Genomic DNA, 20,654 nt, shown 5'->3' on the forward strand with positions numbered 1-20,654 from the left:
AACTGGAGGGTTTCACCTTGGAATATCGTCAACTCGGCCGCTCCGGCCTCAAAGTATCGACCATCACGCTGGGCACCATGACAATGGGCGGTAAGGGGAAATTCGCGAAGGTCGGCGAGGTCGGCCTTGACGAGGCACGTCGGCAGATCGACATGTGCATCGACGCGGGCGTCAATCTGATCGATACAGCGGACGTCTATTCGGACGGCGCGTCCGAAGAAATCGTCGGCGAGGCACTTGGCGGCAAACGCAAGGGCGGTGTGCTGATCGCAACGAAGGCCCGCTTCCCTATGGGCAACGGTCCGAACGATCGCGGCCTGTCGCGGCACCATTTGATCCAGGCCTGCGAGGCGAGCCTGCGGCGGCTCAAAACCGACGTAATTGATCTATATCAGGTCCATCAGTGGGACGGGCTGACGCCGCTCGAGGAAACGCTCGAAGCACTCGACCTGCTCGTGCGGCACGGAAAAATCCGGTATGTCGGCTGTTCGAACTACTCGGGCTGGCACTTGATGAAGGCGCTGCATGTAAGCGAACGTGACCGTCTGCCGCGTTTCATCAGCCAGCAGATCCACTACACGCTCGAAGCGCGCGAAGCCGAATACGAACTCGCGCCAATCGCGCTCGACCAGGGGCTCGGCATTCTGGTCTGGAGTCCGCTTGCAGGCGGCCTGCTGTCCGGCAAGCATCGCCGCAATGCCTCACCGGAAGGCACGCGCCAGTTAGCCGGCTGGACTGAGCCGCCGATTCGCGACGAAGGACGTCTGTGGTCGATCGTCGACACGCTTGTTGAGATTGCCGAGGAGCACAAGGTGTCCGCTGCACAGGTCACGCTGGCGTGGACACTGGCGCGACCCGCCGTCACCTCGATCATCATCGGCGGACGCAACGAGGCGCAGTTGCAGGACAACCTCGGCGCGGCGAACCTCACCCTGAGCGCAGATCAGCGCGCAAGGCTGGACACGGTCAGCGCACCTCCTCTGCTTTACCCATACTGGCATCAGTTGCAGACCGCGAGCGACCGCCTCGGCGGTGCCGACCTGTCGCTGCTTGGGCCACATCTGACGGCATGAGCTGGTCCGGTGGGCGCCGTTCCGTTTGGCGCGCGTCCGCCAGATTCGCACTGGTTCCCCGGCAACCGCGCATGGCGGAGACATCATGACGTTATCGGTTTGTGCCGCCGTTAATTTGCATTCGTCGTCACGCGATCTTACTTTCTCGACCGAACACCATCAGGCCATCGGGAATCCACAAGACTCGTATTGCGCAAGTAATCGAGAATGCCCGATACGCATTCGTCCACGGTCGATGTCCCAGTGTCCACTCGCAGATCGGGATTTCGCGGCGATTCATAGGGTGCCGACACGCCCGTAAACGAAGCAATTTCCCCGGAACGCGCCTTGGCATACAGACCTTTTGGATCGCGACGCTCGCACGTGTCGACGGATGCACAAACATAGGTCTCGACAAATTTGTCCTGCTCAATGATCTTGCGCGCCGCTTCTCGATCTTCGCGCAAGGGCGAAATCAACGCCGCAATGACGATCAGGCCGGCGTCGTTCATCAATTGGGCTACGTGTGCGACCCTGCGGATATTCTCGCGCCGGTCAACGTGGCCGAAGCCGAGATCACATGTCAATCCATGGCGGATGTTGTCACCGTCGAGGACATAGCACGCGTGGCCTGACGACACCAGTTGCCGTTCGAGTTCGAAAGCGATGGTCGATTTTCCCGCCCCGGATAAACCTGTCAACCAGATTGTGACTGGTTTTTGACGAAACATTATCGCCCTGTCACGACTCGTGATTGTCCCGCTGAATCGCTGCAGGAAGTCCTGGGAATGTCCCATTACGAAAAATCCTTGATTGTCAGGAACGATGCCCAAATTGTTACCAGCTTCCGCGGCCTCGCGTTATGCGTGGACCCGCAATCGCAATATGAAAATCAATTCTGTATGTGTTCGGGAATGGTGCGCGGATGCCGACACGTTCAGAGGGCGTCGACATCCGGCCGGTCTGTAGCTATGCTGAAATCAATGCCGCAATCTGTTCCGCACTGAGCGCGTTACGGTAGATGCGGAACTCGTCGATCAATCCGTTGAAGTGCGGATCGCCTGAGAACTGCGATCGGCCAATCCAGTTCTGACTCGTGCTTTCCAGACGGAACGGCGCAAACGACATCGCCGTGTTCGAGCCGATCTCCCCGCCATTCAGGTACAGCGTACCGACGCTGCCCGACAACGTCACCGCGAAGTGCACCCACTGCCCGGTCGGCAGGGCGACAGTGCCGTTGATGTCCTGCTCGCCCGCGCCACCGTTGAGCGTGATGGCAAAGCGTGCGACCCCGCTATTGGCGCGCGGGGTCAGCATCATGTAGCGACCGGTGCCGGAACCGAAGTCAAATACACGCTCCCAGGTCTTCGCCGCGTTCCAATACACCCACACCGCGATCGTAAAGTCCGACACGTCGGCCACGATGTTGTCCGGCAGGCTGACATAACCCGTGCTGCCGTCGAGCGACACGGCATTGCCCTTCTTGCCAACCGCCCTGCTCGCACCGCCAACCAGCGTGCCGGAATGTCCGTTTCCGCTCGAATCCGCCGCACTGGTGCCACTGCTTTCGTCGAATGTCAGGTAAGTCTGCAGTTGCACCGTAGTGGTCACAACGGCCTCGTTTGACGCAGCCGTTTCACCGGACGGTGTCACCGCGGTCACGACGTAGTAATAGGTCCCGGCCGCAAGACCGCTGTCCGTATAGCTGAGCAGATCGGTAACACCATTCGCGATGACCGTGTAGGGTCCGCCAGACGCCGCGCCGCGCTTGACGTTATAGCTCGTCGCGTACGCCGTGCCCCACCACGACAGGATGACCTGCCCCGCGCTCGCAATCGCGCCGAGCGCGCTCGGCGCCACACCGCTTCCGATCGCGTCCAGCGTGCAGGTCAACGTCCCGTAGCCCAGTTGGTCGTAGCCGCCGCTGTTCGGTCCATAGTTGCCTCCACCACCTTCGGGCTGAACCAGTGTCGCGAACTTCTGCGTATAAGGTGCGGCCAATCCCTTACGGTTGACGTAGTGGTTGTAAACCAGCGCCCAGCAAGGGCGCGCCGTACCTTGAGCCGAAGTCGAAAACACGGTCTGGTTCACGTTGTCTACATTGTTGTAGCGAATGTAGGGCACGGTGTAAAAGGTCGTACCCGACTCGATCAGGTTGCTTTTCGCAACGTATTCCGCCCCCATGAGGAACCGGTTGTTATCGTAACCGTACAGATCGACACCCTGATTCCAGGCCATTTCGCAGATCGCTCCCCCCAGTGCAATGCCGAGTGTGGCATGTCCCTGGTCACGTCCCGACTCCTGCCATTGACCCAGATAGCCCGGATGGACATAGTAGACGGCCTGCAGGATCGCGCCGTTGCCCGCGCCGCTCCTGAAGTATGTGACAGCCTCGTCGAACAGCGACTGGTCGTCGCACAACACACCGATAGCCATGATCGATGCCACGTTGCACAGATCCCAGTTGGCCCAATAGTGAGTCACTTCGGTGTTGTTGTGCCGATTGATGAAATCGTGGTTGATCGGATAGAAGTAGCTAAGCATCATGTTCTGGAAGCTGGCGAAGTCGGCGGCTGCCCAACCTGAATAGGTGCGCATGATTTCACCGGCATTAGCGAATTCATAGCCGTAGATGCCTGCCGCGAGATCGACGTTCGAATCGCCGCCCAACCCGGTCAACCTGGACGACCAGGCGTTCATGATCTGCACCGCTTTGTCGGCATAAGCTGTGTTGCCCGTGACTTTCCAGCGCAATGCGCACGCGTAAGCCGCAGCGATGTCATTGAACAGCGAGCCGTAGTTCTGCGTATGAACCCCGTCATCACCCCGATAGACAACCGCCTGCGGGTTAGGTGTCCACGACAGGCTTGCGTGACTGTTCAAGATCAGGATGTTCCAGCTATCGATCCAGGGAGACGCCTGCGCCGCAACCTTCTGGCTCATCCGATCGAAGTCGGCCTGGGTATGCAGCAAACCTGGATGCACAAACGCGCTTGACGACGAACTGCTCTGCACCGCAGCGCGCGATGTGGCCACCGATTGCGATGACTGGGACGCCTGAGCCGACGATGTTCCTCCTCCTCCGCCGCCGCAGGCGGATAGGGCCAATGCGCCGAGGCTGTATAGAAATGTGCGACGCGAAATGCCTTCAGCAATTTGCGCCTGCATCGCAAACGCGTCGGATTGTCCAGACTGTATTTCAGGAGCGCCCGAATTCACGTGTTCTCGTCGTGCATCGATCTTGTCTGATTTCGATCCCGTCATGCGCTTCTTCACTCCTGATGAGACGGTCCCGGCAGTTGATTCATGAAACCATTCCGGGTGCCGTCGATAGTTGGCAAACGTTTGCCTTCGCGGGCGCGATGTACGCCATCGATACCCACCGGCAAACAACATCATCGCGGCCTCTTTCCCCGCTGCACCTCAATGGATGCAATTGAAGACTTAACGCGCGTCGTGGCAGCCTGATTAATTTCGACCAACGATGACTAAAAATGCGGAACGAAATTTGTATCGGCGATACCACACATTCCTATGTCACCAATTACGCTGCATGACAACCCAGATGCCGTGGGGATCACGGTGCGCCTGTGCCACGCGTTTGGTTCAGCCGCGATCGTGAAACATGCTGATGGTCCCTGCTTCCTCAAGGTATACGGCCACTTTCGGGCAGGCTGAAGGGCAAAAAGTAGTTATTTTATTAGATGAAGATAATTTATTAAAAGAGATTAACATTCAAAATTATTCTTCAATAAAAATAAGGAAATCCCTATATGAAAATAAGGATTTAATTATAGTAAAACTGAAAATCTCATAGTGTGGGCATCGTTATGCGCGGCGACGCGTGCCAGGGCTGTTGTCAGGTCGGCTTGTCAGCAGCGTAAGGCGCCTGTTGAAGAGATCGAGATTGCTCCATTGCACCTGTCGGGCTCCGACAGCCGTCGTTAGTCACCCGACGGGCTGACATTGGCATTTCCGGCTGAGCGTATTGTTGTACTCGATAGGGTGACTGAGGGACGTCAAGAGATTCTGAATAGCGTCATGCTGTTTTTGACGCTATGAGCGGGCCGTCCGTCAAACATCGAACAACAATTCAGCGCGTTGTATTGACACAATCCGTATTAGACCGCGGCATGACGCTCACGAACCCAGCACAGTGGCTTCCCTGACAGCGGCCTTGCGCCGCGTCATGTGAATCGTACCAGCGGCCGCTGCGGCCCCGAGCATCGGCAGCGCGCCCATTGCGAAAAAACTTGCAGTAGACCAATCCATGCCAAGCGCGATGCCACCGATGGTGGGTCCCAGAATGGCGCCGATTCTCCCAACCCCAATCGCCCAGCCGAGTCCCGTCACCCGAATCCCCGTCGGATAGCAGGTCGCCACCAGCGCATCGCATGCCCCCGTACCGCCGATCACGCAAAAGCCGGCGGCGAAAACGAGTACACCGAGCAGCAAACTATTTCCGCTAACAAGTCCGACGAAAAAAATGCTCAGGAATGCGATCACATACGTCATGATCAGTACCAGAAACGGCGGAAAGCGATCGACAAAGCGGCCCAGCGTCAGCGTCCCGACGGTTCCTCCCACCTGGTATCCGATTGTGATCAACGCGGCCATCTCGATATGCAGCCCGCCATCCCGCAACATCGTCGGCAACCAGCTCGACAGCAAATTCAGATCGAGCAGATTCATGAACGTGATGGCCCACAACAGCAATGTAATCCTCTTCCGGCCGCCAGCGAATAACTCGCGTACAACCGATCCCTTCACGATTTTCTCGGCCACAACGTAGATAGCATCGCCGCGTGTCGAATCGGCATCCGGGGCAATACGGTTCACGTGCTTCGCGAGGCGTTTCGGATGCTTGCCGGTCACCGCCAGGTAGCGCAGTGATTCGGGCAGAAAAAATGTCAGCACGACTGCGAACGCCAGTGGAAGGATGCCGCCAATCAGGAAAACCACTTGCCAACCATGCACCGCTATCAACTTGGCCACGACTAGTCCACCCAGCGCGGCTCCTATCGAGAAACCGCAAAACATGACCATCGTCGCCGTGATACGGATCCGCGACGGCACATATTCGCTCGTGAGCGCCAACGCGTTTGGCATCGCACCTCCCAACCCTAGACCGGTCAGAAACCGGACAGCGACCAGTTCCGGGACGGACGATACAGACATTGTCAGTAACGAGAGCACACCGAACGTAACGCTGCAGAGAATCATGACTGGACGACGTCCAATCCGGTCCGCCAGCGGGCCGACGACCAGCGAGCCAATCATCAGGCCAATCTGGCCAGCTGCGAAAGCGGGCGTCATGGCCGCGCGGTTGATGCCCCATGCCTTGATGAGTGCCGGCGCGACATAACCGATCGCCATCGTATCGAAGCCGTCCACCAGGAGCGCACACGCACACAAGACAGCCACAAAAATCTGGAACGGACTGAGCTTGTGCTGGTCGATCAACTGTTCGACATCGACCGAATACTCTCCGGGCATTTGAATTGTCTCCTGTCTGTTTTTTGCAATTACGAATGGCGCATTGCCGGGGACGGTCACCGGGCTTTTCACACCCGGCCAACCTGCATGGCGCCGCCGTCTCGTCCACGCAGGTCGCACAGACGTCCCCCTAGTCGGTGTCGGGCAAGCCGAAGAGGTGCCGCGCGTTTCCGTAGAAGATCTTCTGCTGGTCTTCGCTGGACAGCCCCACTTGCTCGAATAACTCCAAAGCCGTCGCCGGACTCCAACACGGGTAGTCGCTGCCATACATCACATGGTCGGCGCCATAAAATTCAACCGCAAAACGCATGCCCAATTCGTGCGGCGAGACTGTATCGGTGTACATGCGCTTGATGTAGGTACTTGGCGGCAGCGGCAAGCCGGCAGCCTTGGCATTTTTATCCATGCGACCGGCCTGATAAGGCAATGCGCCTCCCGTATGCGACATGATGATCTTCAGACCGGGATGACGTTCCATGATCCCGGAGAGCACGAGTCTGCAAGCCGACACGGAGATATCAACTACACGCCCCAGACTCAGATACAGCGCTCCGTTGTATCCGTCGAGAATGTCAGGAAAGATCGAGTCGGTCGGATGCAGGAAAATCGGGACGCCAAGCTTTTCGACATGGGCATAGAACGGTTCGAGCCGCTCGGCGTCGATCCGGTCGAGCGAGCCGACAGTGCCCGGCAGATTAACGCCAATCAGACCAAGCGTGCCGATCGCATGATCGACCACTTCGATGGCAACATCGGTATCGCGCAAGGGTACTGCCGCACTGGCCCAAAGCCGTCCGGGATAGCGGCGCTGGGCGGCCGCCATTTCCTCGTTCCACGACATTGCTGCAGCACGCCCCTCGTCGACGGGCAGATCCGAAAAATGCAGCGAGAATGGTCCAATGGAGCAGATCACGTCGACGTCGTGTTCCAGGGTGTCCATGTACGCCAACTGCTTGTCCAGATCGAACCACTCGGCGCCGAGATTGAAGCGGGCCGCGCCTCCCTCCTGGCGCCAGTAGGTATAGCCGCCTTTGCCGTTACTTTCGGCTCTCGGATAGCCTTTCCGCTTGCAGAGCTCATCGAAGGTCGACCGCGGCCACCAGTGAAAATGGGAATCGAGAATGCGCATGATCAGTCTCCTTTATGTTTGTTCGTGTCGCGGGCTGCTTCAGAGCGGATGAATTTGCCACTAAACACAGCGCGTCTGTTTGCCCTCGCCCCGTGGCTACGCTTCGTGTATGTCGCCATGATCAGGATGTGTGAGGGCGCGAGGATTGGCGTTCAAGTCGACCATTTGAAATTTCCTGTATCCAGCCCGGCGTGCGCAATTGCACTGCTGGTGGTGGCAACGAAACGGTCTGGAACAACGCGGGTCAGCGCAATGTAGCGTGTCCTTTCGCGCCCCGACAATTGGCCAAGGCGCTATGGGTTCATAGCTGTTGCGCTATGTGTGGTGTTCGTATTCCGACGGTCGATGTGTTGGTCATAGCGTCGTGCCTATTACCCCATAGGTTCTGCGCCCATGGCTACAGTGCTCCGCCCAGAATACGATCGACGTCGACAAAGTCCGATCAATCGAAACGACAACTCATGGAGATGACAATGACAACCACGTGGACGACACTCAAAGAATGGCCGGAGCTTAAGCTTGAACGGATGCACGATGCCGGGGTAGCCCGAATTGTGCTGAATCGGCCGGAAAAGCGAAATTGCCTGAACCCCACTCTTGTTGATGCATTTTTTGAATCGCTCGAAATTATCAGGGCGGATCGCGATCTCAAGATTGTCATTACCAAAGGCGCCGGCTCTTCCTTCAGTTCGGGGCTGGACCTGCACTACCTCCGCGGTGTGGCGAATGGCCGGGTTGCCGACTGGGATCGCCCGGGACCCACGATCGCACTCACCAAGGCACTGCGCGACTTTCCTCGCATCATGATTGCGCAGGTGCACGGCTACTGTCTGGGCGGGGCATTCGCGCTCATGAACGTGCACGACCTCGTGATTGCTGCCGATACCGCACAAATCGGCATGCCCGAACTGGTTCGCGGCAGCTTCGGCCAGATCGCCACCAGCACGTTGTTGCACGCCCAGATCCCGGTCAAGAAAGCCGTGTTCATCCAGTTGCTGGGGCGCAACCTCTCAGGAACGGAAGCCGATACGTTGGGTCTCGTCTCGTTGTCGGTCGCTGAGTCTTCATTGGAAACAACGACCAACGACATTGCCGCCGAACTCTCATCGCGACACTCAGCCCCGCTGGAGAACGCGAAACTTGCCGTCCAATTGGGCCGCGAGTTGCCGCTCTCCCAGGCGCTCGATGTCGACCGCCTCATCGGCTGGCGTCAGCGTCTGTCCGTTGATCCGACCGCCAATCTGGAGGAGTATCTAAGCTCTCAGAAAGGAGGTACAAACACGAATTACCAAAGACCAGACGTCATCCAGGACGCCTAGTTCAAGAAGGGGTCGCATCCTGTGCAGGTCGAAACGTCCCCTTGCACGACACGTCGAGACATCCGATCGATGATTTTCGCCAGACCGGCCGCCTGAGGCGGCCGCGTCTCGAATCCCCTTGTGACACACCCAACACATTGAAGAGCAATTGGCATGACTAATTCCGCAGGTCCTCTCAAAGGGATCAAAGTCATCGAAATCGCCCGCTTCGTTACCGGACCATTTTGTGGACAATTGCTTGGCGATCTCGGGGCTGACGTTATCAAGATCGAGGATACCAACGGAGGCGATCCGTTTCGGGGCTGGAGCGTCGAATCGGATGGCTACGGTGCCCCGTTCGTTGCGTTCAACCGCAATAAACGCAGCCTGACGCTCGATCTGCGTGCGCCAGAAAGCCGGGACATCCTGTTCAGTCTCATCGACGGCGCGGACGTGCTGATAGAGAATTTCCGCCCTGGCGGCGCCGCCAAACTCGGCATCGACTACGACATGCTCAAGTCCCGCAATCCAAAACTGGTCTACTGTGCCATCACCGGCGTCGGCACCACAGGACGCTACGCGGGGCGAGCATGCTATGACGCCGTTGGCCAGGGATTAAGCGGACTTCTAAGCCTGCTCGTCGATCGCGAGGATCCGCAACCCGTCGGCCCCACGTTCTCCGATACGCTGACTGGCCTGTTCGCCGCCTATGGGGTTCTCGCGGCACTCAACGCACGCGCTACCACGCATCTCGGCCAACGCATCGATACCAGTTTACTGCAGGCGACGATGGGGTTCATGCACGAAGCTTATGCGGTGTTCTTCAAAACGGGGCACGTCCCCAATGCCTATTCACGACCGCAGGCGTCGCAGGTCTATGCCTTTGTTTGCCGCGACGGGTTACCGCTCGTGGTTCATCTGTCCTCCCCCGATAAGTTCTGGCAAGGTTTCGTGACGGCACTCGATCGGACCGATCTCGCCGCAGACGCGCGCTACAAGACGCATGGCGCGCGGCGTCAGCACTGGAAGACAATCCACGCTGAGCTCAAGCCGTTGCTCGCCGCGCAGGACCGTGCCTACTGGCTGGAACGATTCGCCGCCGCGGATGTGCCGGCTGCGCCGATCCATCAGGTTAACGAAGCGCTTGACGACCCTCAGGTACGGGAAGCCGGCATGCAGATCTTTGCGGACCACCCCAAACATGGGCGCATCGACATGGTCGGCTATCCCGTGACCTTGAGCGACACGCCGTCACCTCAGGTCATCGCGCCTCCCGTGCTCGGCGAACACACGGATACCATTCTCGCCGAACTCGGGTACGACGCCGAAAGCGTTCGCCGGTTTCACGAGCGCGGCATCGTTTAAGCTGGCGAGATCGATTGCGACACCCCCTCGCGTACAGCTTGTGAGAGTCGGCAGGCGGTGATTCAGCGACGCTCACCCCGTATTCAGACTACCCGATCGGTCGACGGCTTTTCCGGCAGTATGATGCCGCCTTCGGTTGCGTAGCGATCGATCTCCGCCAGCTCTTCCTTCGAGAACGCGAGATTCTTCAATGCACCGACGTTCTCACGCACCTGTTCCGCGCGGCTTGCGCCGATCAGCACCGACGTGACGCGCGGATCGCGCAGCGCCCAGGCGAGCGCCATCTGCGCGAGGCTTTGTCCGCGGCGTTGCGCGATTTCGCTGAGCTTGCGCACGTGCTCGATGTTTTGCGGGCTCAGATGCTCCTGCTTCAACGAACCGCCACCCGGCTTGTTGACGCGCGCGTCTTCCGGCACGCCGTTCAGATACTTGCCGGTGAGCAGGCCCTGCGCGAGCGGCGTGAACGCAATGGTGCCCGCGCCGACTTTCTCGAGCGTGTCCAGCAGTTCGTGTTCGATCCAGCGGTCGAGCATGTTGTACGCCGGCTGATGAATCAGCAGCGGCACCTTGTACTCGGCAAGCAGCCCGGCCATTTCGAGCGTCTTGGTTGGCGAGTATGACGAAATACCAATGTACAGCGCCTTGCCCTGCTGCACGGCGGTTGCCAATGCACCGGCGGTTTCCTCAAGCGGCGTATCGGCATCGAAGCGATGCGAATAGAAAATGTCGACGTAGTCGAGACCCATACGCTGCAGGCTCTGATCGAGACTCGCCAGCACGTACTTACGCGAACCGCCGCCCTGCCCGTACGGACCCGGCCACATGTCCCAACCCGCTTTCGACGAGATCAGCAGCTCGTCGCGATACGGCTTGAAATCGTCTTTGAAGAGCCGGCCGAAATTGGTTTCAGCGCTGCCGTACGGGGGGCCGTAGTTGTTGGCAAGGTCGAAGTGCGTGATGCCCAGGTCGAAGGCCGTGCGCAGGATATCGCGCTGCGTGGAAATCGGCGTGGTATCGCCGAAGTTGTGCCACAAGCCTAGCGACAGCGCCGGCAGTTTGAGACCCGACTTGCCGCAGACGCGGTATTGCATGTCCGAATAGCGTTCTGAAGCTGCTTCGTAAGTCATTGCTAGTTTCCTTGTATCGCGTGCCGCGAGGCGGCGTTAGATTCTATGTTTGATCGAAGGGGGTCATAACGAAAGCGATTTCAATGTGCTGGTTTCTACCGTCTTCCACGCGCAGACATCGCCGGTTTCAAGCTTCAGTTGTCCGAGCACGAAAGTCGCATTGGCCGGCGCAGGCGCCTGCACCTGCTCCGGACCGAAGTTGAATGCGAAGGTCAGATCGCCGCGCCGACGAATGCGCAAACCGTCAGCGAGCCGTTGCGTCTCGATGCCCGCATCCTTCGCCGCCTGCAGCAAAACCTCGCGATGCAATCCGTGCGACAACCAGGCCGCCACATAACGAACGCTTCCGTGAGTGAGAACCGCCGGCCATGAATCGTCGAATTGCGCATCGACTTTCGTCTCGCCATTCGCACGGACGTGCTCGCGCCAATGCATCGCAATACCTTGCGTGTCATTGACAGAAACGGCGGGTGCGAGCGTCGGACGCAGCGTTTCGACTTCGAGCACCTGCATCGGCAGAACGCGTTGCAATGCGCCGGGTGGCAGGCTCGAAGGAATGGCAAAGGTCGTGGTCTTCGAACCGCTCCGCGGACCGAAGACCCATTGCGCCGAACTCCTTTCGATCTGATCGACCAATGCGTCATCGATCACCGCAATGCTCGGCACCACAACCAGCCTATAAGCCGACAAATCCGCCTTACTCGACACGATGTCGACGTCAAGACCGAGTTCGCGCAACGCCTCGTAGTAGTCGAACACCAGCGTCTGATAATCGAAGGTCTTGCCATGGCGCTGAATCTCGAACATCCATTGCGTCTCGTAGTCGAATACGATCGCTACGGCCGCGCGCGACGGCGCACCAAGTCCTGACAACGCTCTCGACGAAGCAATCTCGCGCGCCGCCTGCTGCACTTCGAGGCCGCCTGGCGACAACTCGTTGTTCGGCAGATTCAGGCCGGAATGCATCTGCTCCTGCGCATACGGACATTGACGCCAGCGGAAGTACGACACCAGTTCCGCGCCATGCGCGAATGCCTCATAAGCCCACAGCCTCACCATGCCTTTCGCCGGCACCGGATTCCACGACGCCCAGTTCACCGGTCCCGCCTGTTGCTCCATCACCCAGAAACGTCCGCCGCCGATCGCGCGATAGCGGTCGTGATCGAACGCGGAGACGTCGGGATGCGCGGTGCGTGCGTAACGCGCCTTCTGCTCTTCCGGCAGCGCGATCGATTCAGTGCGCGCGATCGGGTAGCTGTCCCACGCCGCCACGTCGAGCGCATTGTCTTCGGCAAAGCGGTAGTGATCGAAGGTCGTGAAAAAGCCCATGAAGTTATGCAGCAAATCCGCCTTGGGCGCATGCTCACGCAGCACGTCGATCTGCTCACGATGGAAGCTCGCCACCTCGTCCGACATGAAGCGGCGGAAGTCGAGCAGATGGATCGGATTGGCGTCCGTGGGCGTCAGGTTCGGCAGGCCGATCGCCTCGAACGCGGGATACTCCATGCTCCAGAACACGTTGCCCCACGCCTCGTTCAACGCATCGACGCTCTCGTAGCGATACTGCAACCACGCCTGAAAACGCGTCAGCGCGGCGCTCGAATAGCTGGGCACGGTATCGTGACAACCGAGTTCGTTATCGGTCTGCCACGCGACGATAGACGGATGCGGCCCATAGCGCTCGGCCATTGCGGTGACGATACGCACGCACTCACGTCGATATATCTCGCTGGAAATATCGTAGTGGCGACGCGAGCCGAAATTCCAGCGCGTGCCATCTGCACGCACCGGCAACACATCTGGATACGCATCGATCAGCCATTTCGGCGGCGACGCGGTCGGTGTGCCCAGCACGAGTTTCAGTCCCGCAGCGGCTAGCGTCTCGACGGCTTCGTCGAGCCAGCCCCACTCGAATTCACCGGCGCGCGGCTCCATCCGGCTCCACGCAAATTCCGCGATCCGCACATGCGTAATGCCGAGCTCGGCCATACGCTTTGCATCGTCGGCCCACATTGCACGCGGCCATTGTTCGGGGTAGTAGCAAACACCAAGTTGCATGAGAAGTTCTCTTTAGTAAATGGCGGCAAGCAGGCGATCAACCCTTGCTTGCACCGAAAGTCAGGCCGGCGACGAAATGCTTCTGCATCAGGAAGAACATCAGCACGGAGGGCAAGGCGGCAAGCACCGAACCGGCGGCGACGAGATTCCACGCTGTCGTCCATTGGCCTTTAAGCGCGGCGACGCCCACGGTGATCGGCGCGGCATCATCGCCTTGCGTAAGACACAGCGCCCAGAAGTAGTCGTTCCAGACAAACGTGAATACGAGAATGCCGAGCGCGGCGAGCGCGGGCCGGATCAGCGGCAGCACGATGCGTAAGTAGATCGTCCATTCGCTCGCGCCTTCCACGCGTGCCGCCTCGATCATCTCGAACGGCAACTGCTTGATGAAATTGCGCAGAAACAGCGTGCAAAAGCCGGTCTGAAACGACACATGAAAAATCACCAGCGCCCATACGCTATTGAAGAGACCCACTTTCAGCGCCATGTCGCGCACCGGGATCATCAGAATCTGGATCGGTACGAAGTTGCCGGCTACAAACGCAAACAGCACAGCGGTATTGCCCGGGAACCGGTAGGTTGCCAACGCAAAGCCCGCCATCGACGCGAGCACGATCGCGCCGATCACGGATGGCACCGTAATCAGCACGCTATTGGCGAAGTAATGAAGCATCGGCGTTTGCGTGAGCGCCGTGCCATAGTTTTCGATTAACGCGAAATGCCTGGGCCAGCCCCAGTAATCGCCTCGCGACAATTCATCCGACGAGCGGATCGACGTGACGAGCACGGCCAGCATCGGCAGCAGCCAGATCAGCAGCGCGAGCGGCAAAGACGCCTTGTACAGCGCACGATTGAACGGTTTCCAGCGTTCGACGGGAAGCGGATACATGAGCGTGACTCCTGGAAATCAGCGTTCTTCGCGCAGCATGCGGCGCAGATGGAACACGATGTAGACGAGCATGATGGCAAACAGCACGACGGCGATCGCCGCGGAATAGCCTTCGCGGTAATACTTGATCGCCTGGTCGTACATGTAATAGGCCAGCACGGTGGAACTATCGAAGGGACCGCCGCCGCTCATCACCGCGATCAGGTCGAAGCTGCGCAACGCGCCGATCACGGTGAGCACCACGGCCATGAACGTGGCGGGCCGCAGTTGCGGAAGAATCACGTGCCAGAGCAGACGCACGCCCTTTGCGCCTTCCATGCGCGCCGCCTCGACTACTTCCGGATTGATGCCCGTCAGGCCGGTGAGATACAGCACCATGCAGAACGGTGTCTGTGGCCACAGCGCGGCGAAAATAATGCCGAAGGTGGCGGTCTGCGGATCGCCGAGCACGGGAATGCCGTGGCCGACTATCAGCCGCAACAAGCCGAAGCCAGGATCGTAAAACCAGCTGAACACGAGGCCGACCACCACGCCCGACAGCACGAACGGCGCGAAAAACAGCGACTTCACGACCCGCATGCCACGGATATGCTGGTTCAGATACAACGCGAACAGCAGCCCGAGCGGCGGCGCCAGCAGGAACAGCGCGAGCCAGATCAGGTTGTTCTTGAGCGCCGTATAGAAGGTGTCCGCATGAAACAGTTCGATGTAGTTATCGAAGCCCGCGAACGTCTTCGGTGTCATGCCGTCCCAGTTGTAAAAGCTGAGCGAAATGCTGCTGATGATCGGATAGATCACGCACAGGCAAAACAACGCACAACCCGGCAACAGGAAGAAAAGCGCCGCGCGATGCTGATGGCGGCGCGTCGTAGAGACGTGCCGGGACTTGGCCGCCGGGAGGCGGCGCGCTGCGGAATAAGACATGGTGGGCCTCTTCAGGGATCGAAGGCAAGCGTCGGTCGTCGAAATAAACATCGCCGACGCTCGCGGCTTACTTCTTATAGATGCGTTGGCGTGTCGCTTCGAGGCGCGCGAGCACCGCATCGACCTGCGATGGATCGTTATAAAATTGCTGCATCGCCTTCATCCCTTCGTCGGCCATTTCCTTCGTCATGTCGCGATCGTAGAACTGCGCGATACCGCCTTTGGTGTTCGCAAGCGTCTGGAATCCGATCTTCGCAATCGAATCATCAGGTTCGGCCGACTGGCTGTTGGAGGACAACTGGCCCCAGCCCTTCGCAAGATCCGCGTTGATCTGCGGCTGCTCCATAAACGCCAGCAGCCTGTGCGCGTCGCCTTTGTTCTTCGCTTTCGCCGGAATCAACAGCACATTCACCGGACCGTCTTCCGCCATCGGCACGTTGGCATCGATCACCGGGAAACGGAAGTAGCCAGTTTCAGGCCTGATGGAGGCCGGAATGATCGCCGAAAAGAATGTGCCCATCAGCATCATCGACGCCTTGCCATTCACAAGAATCGGTGTGATCGCATCAAGATCGTAGGACAGCGCGTTATCGATGAAATAATGATTGTCAATCAGCGTTTTCCACGCGGTGTAGACTTTTTTAACGCGTGCATCGGTGTAGGGAACTTCGCCAGACATCAACTGCTGGTGGAACGCGTAGCCGTTGATACGCAGGTCGAGATAGTCGAACCACGCGGCAAGCGTCCAGCTATCGCGTGCGCCGACGGCGATCGGCGCGACCCCACTTGCCTTCAGCTTCTTGCAGGCGTCGAGGAATTCATCCCACGTTTTCGGTTCGCCCTTGATGCCGGCCTTCTCGAACAGGTCCTTGCGATAGAAGAAGCCGTACGCGTCGTAACCGAGCGGCGCGGCGTACTGCTTACCCTTATACGTCGAGGCTTCTTTCACCGACGCATACTGCTGCGACCAGCCGTTCTTGCTCCAGTCGGACGACAGGTCTTCGAGCAGTCCGCGTTGCGCGTAATACGCCATGCGCTCGCCGGCGTTCCAGGAAACGACATCGGGCGGATCGGTGGCAAGCCAACCGCCGATCTGCACCTTATAAGCATCATCGGCGATGTAGGTCACCTTGAGGTCAACGTCAGGGTTGGCTTTCTTGAACTTGTCGAAAGCGTCCTGCCAGGTCGCACGCTGATTTCCGCGTGACGATACATTGACCGTGAGCGTGGCGGCATCGGCCGCAGCGCATGAAAGTGCGGCGGCAACCAAAACAGCGACGGTTGACATGTGGGTCAGACGGCGAAGGCGATAAGCAATCATCTTTTGTCTCCTTGACTACCTTGTTGGCTGACAGCGGGTTGCTGTCAGGCGATGAAAACCGCTCTATGGCGGAGTTTGAATTTTCTCAAGCGGCGATTCGCTCAGGCTCGGACATGTTGCGCCGCAGCGCGATACCGTCGGCATCGAACAGATGACACGCCGAGGGCGGAACGTGAATGCAGATGCGCTCGCCCGACCCGATCGGCGTATCGCCCGCGGCCTTGGCGATCAACGTGCCGGCCTCGTGATCCGCGTGGATGTAGCTGTGCTCGCCGAGCCGTTCCGATAGCACCGTGACGCACTGAATGAACTGGTCGTCTCCCGTGAGCCGCAGATGTTCCGGGCGCACGCCGAGCGTCACAGGCTGACCGCGTTGAAGACGCTGGCCGTCGACATTCGCCGTCAACCGCTCGCCGCTCCTGGTCAGCGTGACGACCACCTTGCCCACCTCAATCGAATCGACCACCGCGTCGATGAAATTCATGCGCGGCGAACCGATGAAACCCGCCACGAAGCGCGACTTCGGATGGTGATACAACTCCAGCGGCGCACCGGTCTGCGCGATGCTGCCGAAGCGCTCCGCGTCGGCGCCTGCGTGCAGCAGCACGATTCTGTCGGCAAGCGTCATCGCTTCGACCTGATCGTGGGTCACATAGACCACGCTAGCGTTCGCGAAGCGTTGATGCAGGCGGGCGATTTCGACGCGCGTCTGGCCGCGCAGCGCGGCGTCGAGATTCGACAGCGGTTCATCGAACAGGAACACACCGGGTTCGCGCACGATCGCACGGCCGATCGCCACGCGCTGCCGCTGCCCGCCCGAGAGCGCTTTCGGATAACGATCGAGGAAGGCGTCCAGTTGCAGAATGCGCGCGGCTTCGCGCACCTTCCGCTCGATGACGTCCCTAGGTTGCTTCGCGAGTTTCAGGCCGAACGCCATGTTGTCGAACACGGTCATGTGCGGGAATAGCGCGTAGCTCTGGAACACCATCGCCACGCCGCGCCCGGCGGCGGGCACATCGTTCACGAGACGGCCGCCGATATGCAGTTCGCCCTCACTCAGGTCCTCGAGACCGGCGATCATTCTCAGCAGGGTCGACTTGCCACAACCCGAAGGCCCCAGAAAAACGCAGAACTCGTGCTGCGCAATCTCGAGATTCACACGCCGGATCACCGGCGGATGATCACCGTACGACTTCTGTACATCCGTAAGACGAATCGTTGCCATGCTGCCGCCTCCTGGATTTAACCGCTTAAATTTCTATGAAAAATAAACGGCCAGCTCTTGTGCAGCAGGCATTTAATCGCTTAAATTCGAACTCGAAGGAAAAAGTCATGGTGGGTGTCTCCTGTGTGTTTTCCAGAAACTTATCAACGTCGCCGGTTGCTTGCAACATTTGAATTGCACTCCCTGAATATGGGATAAACACAAAATGGTCACCCTGTCCGAAGTAGCAAAGCGCGCGCACGTCACTGCCGCCACCGTTTCCAACGTCCTGCGCAACCGCGAGAAGGTCCGCCCGGAAACGGCCGAACGCGTGCTCAAGGCGATCGCCGATCTCGGCTACCGCCCCAATCTGAACGCCCGCGCGTTGGCGGAGGGCCGCTCGTCGACCTTGGCCCTGATGTTGTCGAACATCTCGAACCCGTTCTACCCCGAGTTCGTGCTGGCCGCCGAGCGGGCGGCACGCAAAGCGGGATACTTCCTGATGGTTTGCAATACTGACGACGATGCGGAGGTCGGCCGTGCGTATCTGAACCAGATCGCCGGCACACTCGCGGACGGTGTCCTCGTGATGAACACGGACACCAAGTTCAACGAATTGTGCGCGTCGGCTACGCACAGCGCGCCGATCTTGCTGGCGATGTGGGAACACCCTGAGGCGCCGCCCGCGCTGCCCTGCATCGCCGTGGATTTTGCGCATGCGGGCGCGCTTGCCGCACAGCATCTGCTCGAACTGGGTCACCGCGAGATCGGTCTTCTGATCGGCGACGGGTGCGGCGGCTTGCAGGATGCGCGCTCCAATGGATTTCGCGCGGTGGTGCACGAGGCCGGAATCGAAACAGACGCTGCCGCGGTGCTGCAGATCCGCGACTCGATCGACGCCGGCTACGCCGCCTGCATGCAGTTGATGGCGAGCCGCCCTCACCTCACGGCGATTTTCGCGACCAACGACCTGCTCGCGATCGGTGCGGCACAGGCGTTGATCACGCTTGGCCGCGCCGTGCCGAACGATGTGTCGGTCATCGGCATTACGGACATTCAACTGGCGCACCAGGTGCACCCGGCGCTGACGACGGTTGCGATCCAGACGGCAGCCGTTGCCGAATTGTCTGTCGACAGACTCATCCGCCTCATCCGAGCGCCTGCGCAACAGCCCTCGATGGTGATTGCTCCGCCGCCTGAGCTTATCGTGCGCGCTTCGACGGGTCCGCGGCGAACAGAATCGAGGTGAGCTCAGTCTTTTATCGCACCGACCACCAACCCCGCCACAGAATGCTTCCGCGTTGCAAAGAACATAGCCACGCAGAGACGCACAGCAAGAATCCCCCAACCGACACAGGAGGGCTGGCAACCGCGCGAAGGTGGGCTCGCGTCAAGTGTTTCTCACTGATTGAGTTCCGGCGCCGCAGGCACGCTTAGCCTGGATTGATTGAGCAGGTGATCCGGCCGTAGCTTCCTCCACCAGAGCAGGATGAATACTCAGCAGTTACCGTAGGCATCGTTCGGGTTGCCTGCATTCGGCTCGAGCGGCGTGTGCATCGCCCGCGTAAACATCGCGGTCCCAGCGTATGTGGTCGCCGTCATCGTCAATTCGACGATTTCCTGATCGGAAAACTGCTTCTTCAGTGCGGCAAACTGCGTGTCGGATGGGCCATTCTGGCGGAACAAGCCCTCCGACCAATCAAGGACGGCACGCTGCCGGGCGTTGAACAAGTTGCTCTTGCGCCAGTCAGCGATCGCGTCGACCTGATCACGGCGCAGCCCACAACTCATCGCCATTGGCCGGTGCTGCATCTCTTCGTAGTGCCCGCCATTCAGCTGGGCACTGCGAATGATCGCCAGCTCGCTATAGACCCGCGGCACGGTCACATCGAAGCGAATTGCGTGTGCCATCACGCCGGCAGCCAGCATCATTTTCGGTGCATTGGCCATGGTCCGGTGAAGATTGAGTGGTTGACTCCCCTTCGCCCTCACATCAGAAAAGGACTTCTGCACCATGAGGTCGCTAGTGTCGTCGCTGACGAGCGGAATCCGCGAAACCAGTTGATCTGTCGCGGTGACGAAATCCACGCCGACAGTGCCCCACAGAACGGCCATCAGTGCAGCCGCGAGAACCCGTTTAAACATGACCTCCTCCGCCCCTCATGTCTGCACGTGGTCAAGCATACGAGTGGCGGGAAACCGCAGCTTCCGCGCCGGTCTTCTACCTGTATTCATTCGACACGCTGAGCTTGTTGTTGACTGACGAGACGCCCGCAACGCTCCTTGCCACGTCACCGGCGCGAGTCACTTCTGTAGCCGACGCCACCTCGCCCAGCAAGGTCACTGCCCCGCTCTTCGCTATAACAGCCAGGTTGACAGGACTAATCTTTGCCTTATCAAGTGCAGAACGAATCTTGTTCTCCAATTGATGGTTCGCCTTTCTTATTTCCTTTGCAGTCGGAGCGAGACCCAGCGAAGGTGACGCTTGCGCCACCATGCCCGCGCTGCCCTGTGCAAAGACTGCGCAAGGCCCCATTACGATTGTCATGAAAATTGCAACTCCGAAATGGTGAATTCTTTTCATAGTGTTTCTCCTGAAATCTCAAATATGCCTTGATCCGGTTGGCGCTCTCCGCACCGAGTAAAGCGTTACACAGAAAGCGCGACCGAAACTTTTCGCTCGTGCAGCTATTGGCTACTGCGATTCGACGTTCATCAAACGCGCCACGTCTTTCATACAGATGTTGGCGATGGGCATAACGCCGCGGCAATCGACTGCCAGACTCGAATG

16 protein-coding genes are annotated in these 20,654 nt (G+C 59.0%); 4 read left to right on the forward strand and 12 right to left on the reverse strand.

Going from position 1 to position 20,654, the window contains the following annotated elements; translation table 11 throughout:
- The first annotated feature begins 17 nt into the window (after positions 1–17).
- Positions 18–1,073: an aldo/keto reductase gene (locus ACOSV0_RS10395; RefSeq protein WP_434106081.1), complete on the forward strand. Its 1,056-nt coding sequence runs from the start codon at positions 18–20 to the stop codon at positions 1,071–1,073.
- A gap of 137 nt (positions 1,074–1,210) precedes the next feature.
- Here ACOSV0_RS10395 and cysC read toward each other — a convergent pair whose 3' ends face one another.
- The 4 genes from cysC to ACOSV0_RS10415 form a co-directional block, all read right to left on the reverse strand.
- The gene (cysC, locus tag ACOSV0_RS10400) at positions 1,211–1,849 is read right to left on the reverse strand and encodes an adenylyl-sulfate kinase (RefSeq protein ID WP_434106082.1); all 639 of its coding nucleotides are present in this window, start codon (positions 1,847–1,849) and stop codon (positions 1,211–1,213) included.
- A 172-nt stretch (positions 1,850–2,021) separates the two neighbouring features.
- The gene (locus tag ACOSV0_RS10405; protein ID WP_434110241.1) at positions 2,022–4,220 is read right to left on the reverse strand and encodes a LamG-like jellyroll fold domain-containing protein; all 2,199 of its coding nucleotides are present in this window, start codon (positions 4,218–4,220) and stop codon (positions 2,022–2,024) included.
- Positions 4,221–5,192: 972 nt separating this feature from the next.
- A complete protein-coding gene (locus ACOSV0_RS10410; RefSeq protein WP_434106084.1) occupies positions 5,193–6,548 on the reverse strand; it encodes an MFS transporter in 1,356 nt (451 codons plus the stop codon).
- 130 nt (positions 6,549–6,678) lie between these two features.
- A complete protein-coding gene (locus tag ACOSV0_RS10415; RefSeq protein ID WP_434106085.1) occupies positions 6,679–7,677 on the reverse strand; it encodes an amidohydrolase family protein in 999 nt (332 codons plus the stop codon).
- A 473-nt stretch (positions 7,678–8,150) separates the two neighbouring features.
- On the opposite strand from ACOSV0_RS10415, the gene ACOSV0_RS10420 reads away from it, so the two are divergent.
- Complete coding sequence (locus ACOSV0_RS10420; protein ID WP_434106086.1) at positions 8,151–8,996, forward strand: enoyl-CoA hydratase/isomerase family protein; 846 nt, start codon at positions 8,151–8,153, stop codon at positions 8,994–8,996.
- Between the two features lie 153 nt (positions 8,997–9,149).
- Complete coding sequence (locus tag ACOSV0_RS10425) at positions 9,150–10,340, forward strand: CaiB/BaiF CoA transferase family protein (protein ID WP_434106087.1); 1,191 nt, start codon at positions 9,150–9,152, stop codon at positions 10,338–10,340.
- Between the two features lie 83 nt (positions 10,341–10,423).
- On the opposite strand, the gene mgrA is transcribed toward ACOSV0_RS10425, so the two are convergent.
- The 6 genes from mgrA to ACOSV0_RS10455 form a co-directional block, all read right to left on the reverse strand.
- A complete protein-coding gene (gene mgrA, locus ACOSV0_RS10430; protein WP_434106088.1) occupies positions 10,424–11,467 on the reverse strand; it encodes an L-glyceraldehyde 3-phosphate reductase in 1,044 nt (347 codons plus the stop codon).
- A 63-nt stretch (positions 11,468–11,530) separates the two neighbouring features.
- Complete coding sequence (locus ACOSV0_RS10435) at positions 11,531–13,525, reverse strand: beta-galactosidase (RefSeq protein ID WP_434106089.1); 1,995 nt, start codon at positions 13,523–13,525, stop codon at positions 11,531–11,533.
- Between the two features lie 37 nt (positions 13,526–13,562).
- Positions 13,563–14,414: a carbohydrate ABC transporter permease gene (locus tag ACOSV0_RS10440; RefSeq protein WP_434106090.1), complete on the reverse strand. Its 852-nt coding sequence runs from the start codon at positions 14,412–14,414 to the stop codon at positions 13,563–13,565.
- An 18-nt stretch (positions 14,415–14,432) separates the two neighbouring features.
- Positions 14,433–15,338: a carbohydrate ABC transporter permease gene (locus ACOSV0_RS10445; protein ID WP_434106091.1), complete on the reverse strand. Its 906-nt coding sequence runs from the start codon at positions 15,336–15,338 to the stop codon at positions 14,433–14,435.
- Positions 15,339–15,405: 67 nt separating this feature from the next.
- Positions 15,406–16,659, reverse strand: coding sequence for an ABC transporter substrate-binding protein (locus ACOSV0_RS10450; protein WP_434106092.1), 1,254 nt, complete (start codon positions 16,657–16,659; stop codon positions 15,406–15,408).
- Between the two features lie 85 nt (positions 16,660–16,744).
- Complete coding sequence (locus ACOSV0_RS10455; RefSeq protein WP_434106093.1) at positions 16,745–17,884, reverse strand: ABC transporter ATP-binding protein; 1,140 nt, start codon at positions 17,882–17,884, stop codon at positions 16,745–16,747.
- Between the two features lie 205 nt (positions 17,885–18,089).
- Between ACOSV0_RS10455 and ACOSV0_RS10460 the strand changes: the two genes are divergently transcribed.
- Positions 18,090–19,112, forward strand: a complete 1,023-nt coding sequence (locus ACOSV0_RS10460) for a LacI family DNA-binding transcriptional regulator (protein ID WP_434106094.1) — start codon at positions 18,090–18,092, stop codon at positions 19,110–19,112.
- A 248-nt stretch (positions 19,113–19,360) separates the two neighbouring features.
- On the opposite strand, the gene ACOSV0_RS10465 is transcribed toward ACOSV0_RS10460, so the two are convergent.
- Both ACOSV0_RS10465 and ACOSV0_RS10470 read right to left on the reverse strand, forming a co-directional pair.
- Positions 19,361–20,008 carry a carboxymuconolactone decarboxylase family protein gene (locus ACOSV0_RS10465; RefSeq protein WP_434106095.1) on the reverse strand — a complete coding sequence of 216 codons (648 nt, stop codon included), beginning with the start codon at positions 20,006–20,008 and terminating at the stop codon, positions 19,361–19,363.
- Between the two features lie 76 nt (positions 20,009–20,084).
- Positions 20,085–20,447, reverse strand: a complete 363-nt coding sequence (locus tag ACOSV0_RS10470; RefSeq protein WP_434106096.1) for a BON domain-containing protein — start codon at positions 20,445–20,447, stop codon at positions 20,085–20,087.
- Between the last annotated feature and the right edge of the window lie 207 nt (positions 20,448–20,654).

Origin of the sequence: Paraburkholderia caffeinilytica (genome assembly GCF_051027425.1) — a bacterium.
In the GTDB taxonomy this organism is placed as follows: domain Bacteria; phylum Pseudomonadota; class Gammaproteobacteria; order Burkholderiales; family Burkholderiaceae; genus Paraburkholderia; species Paraburkholderia caffeinilytica_A.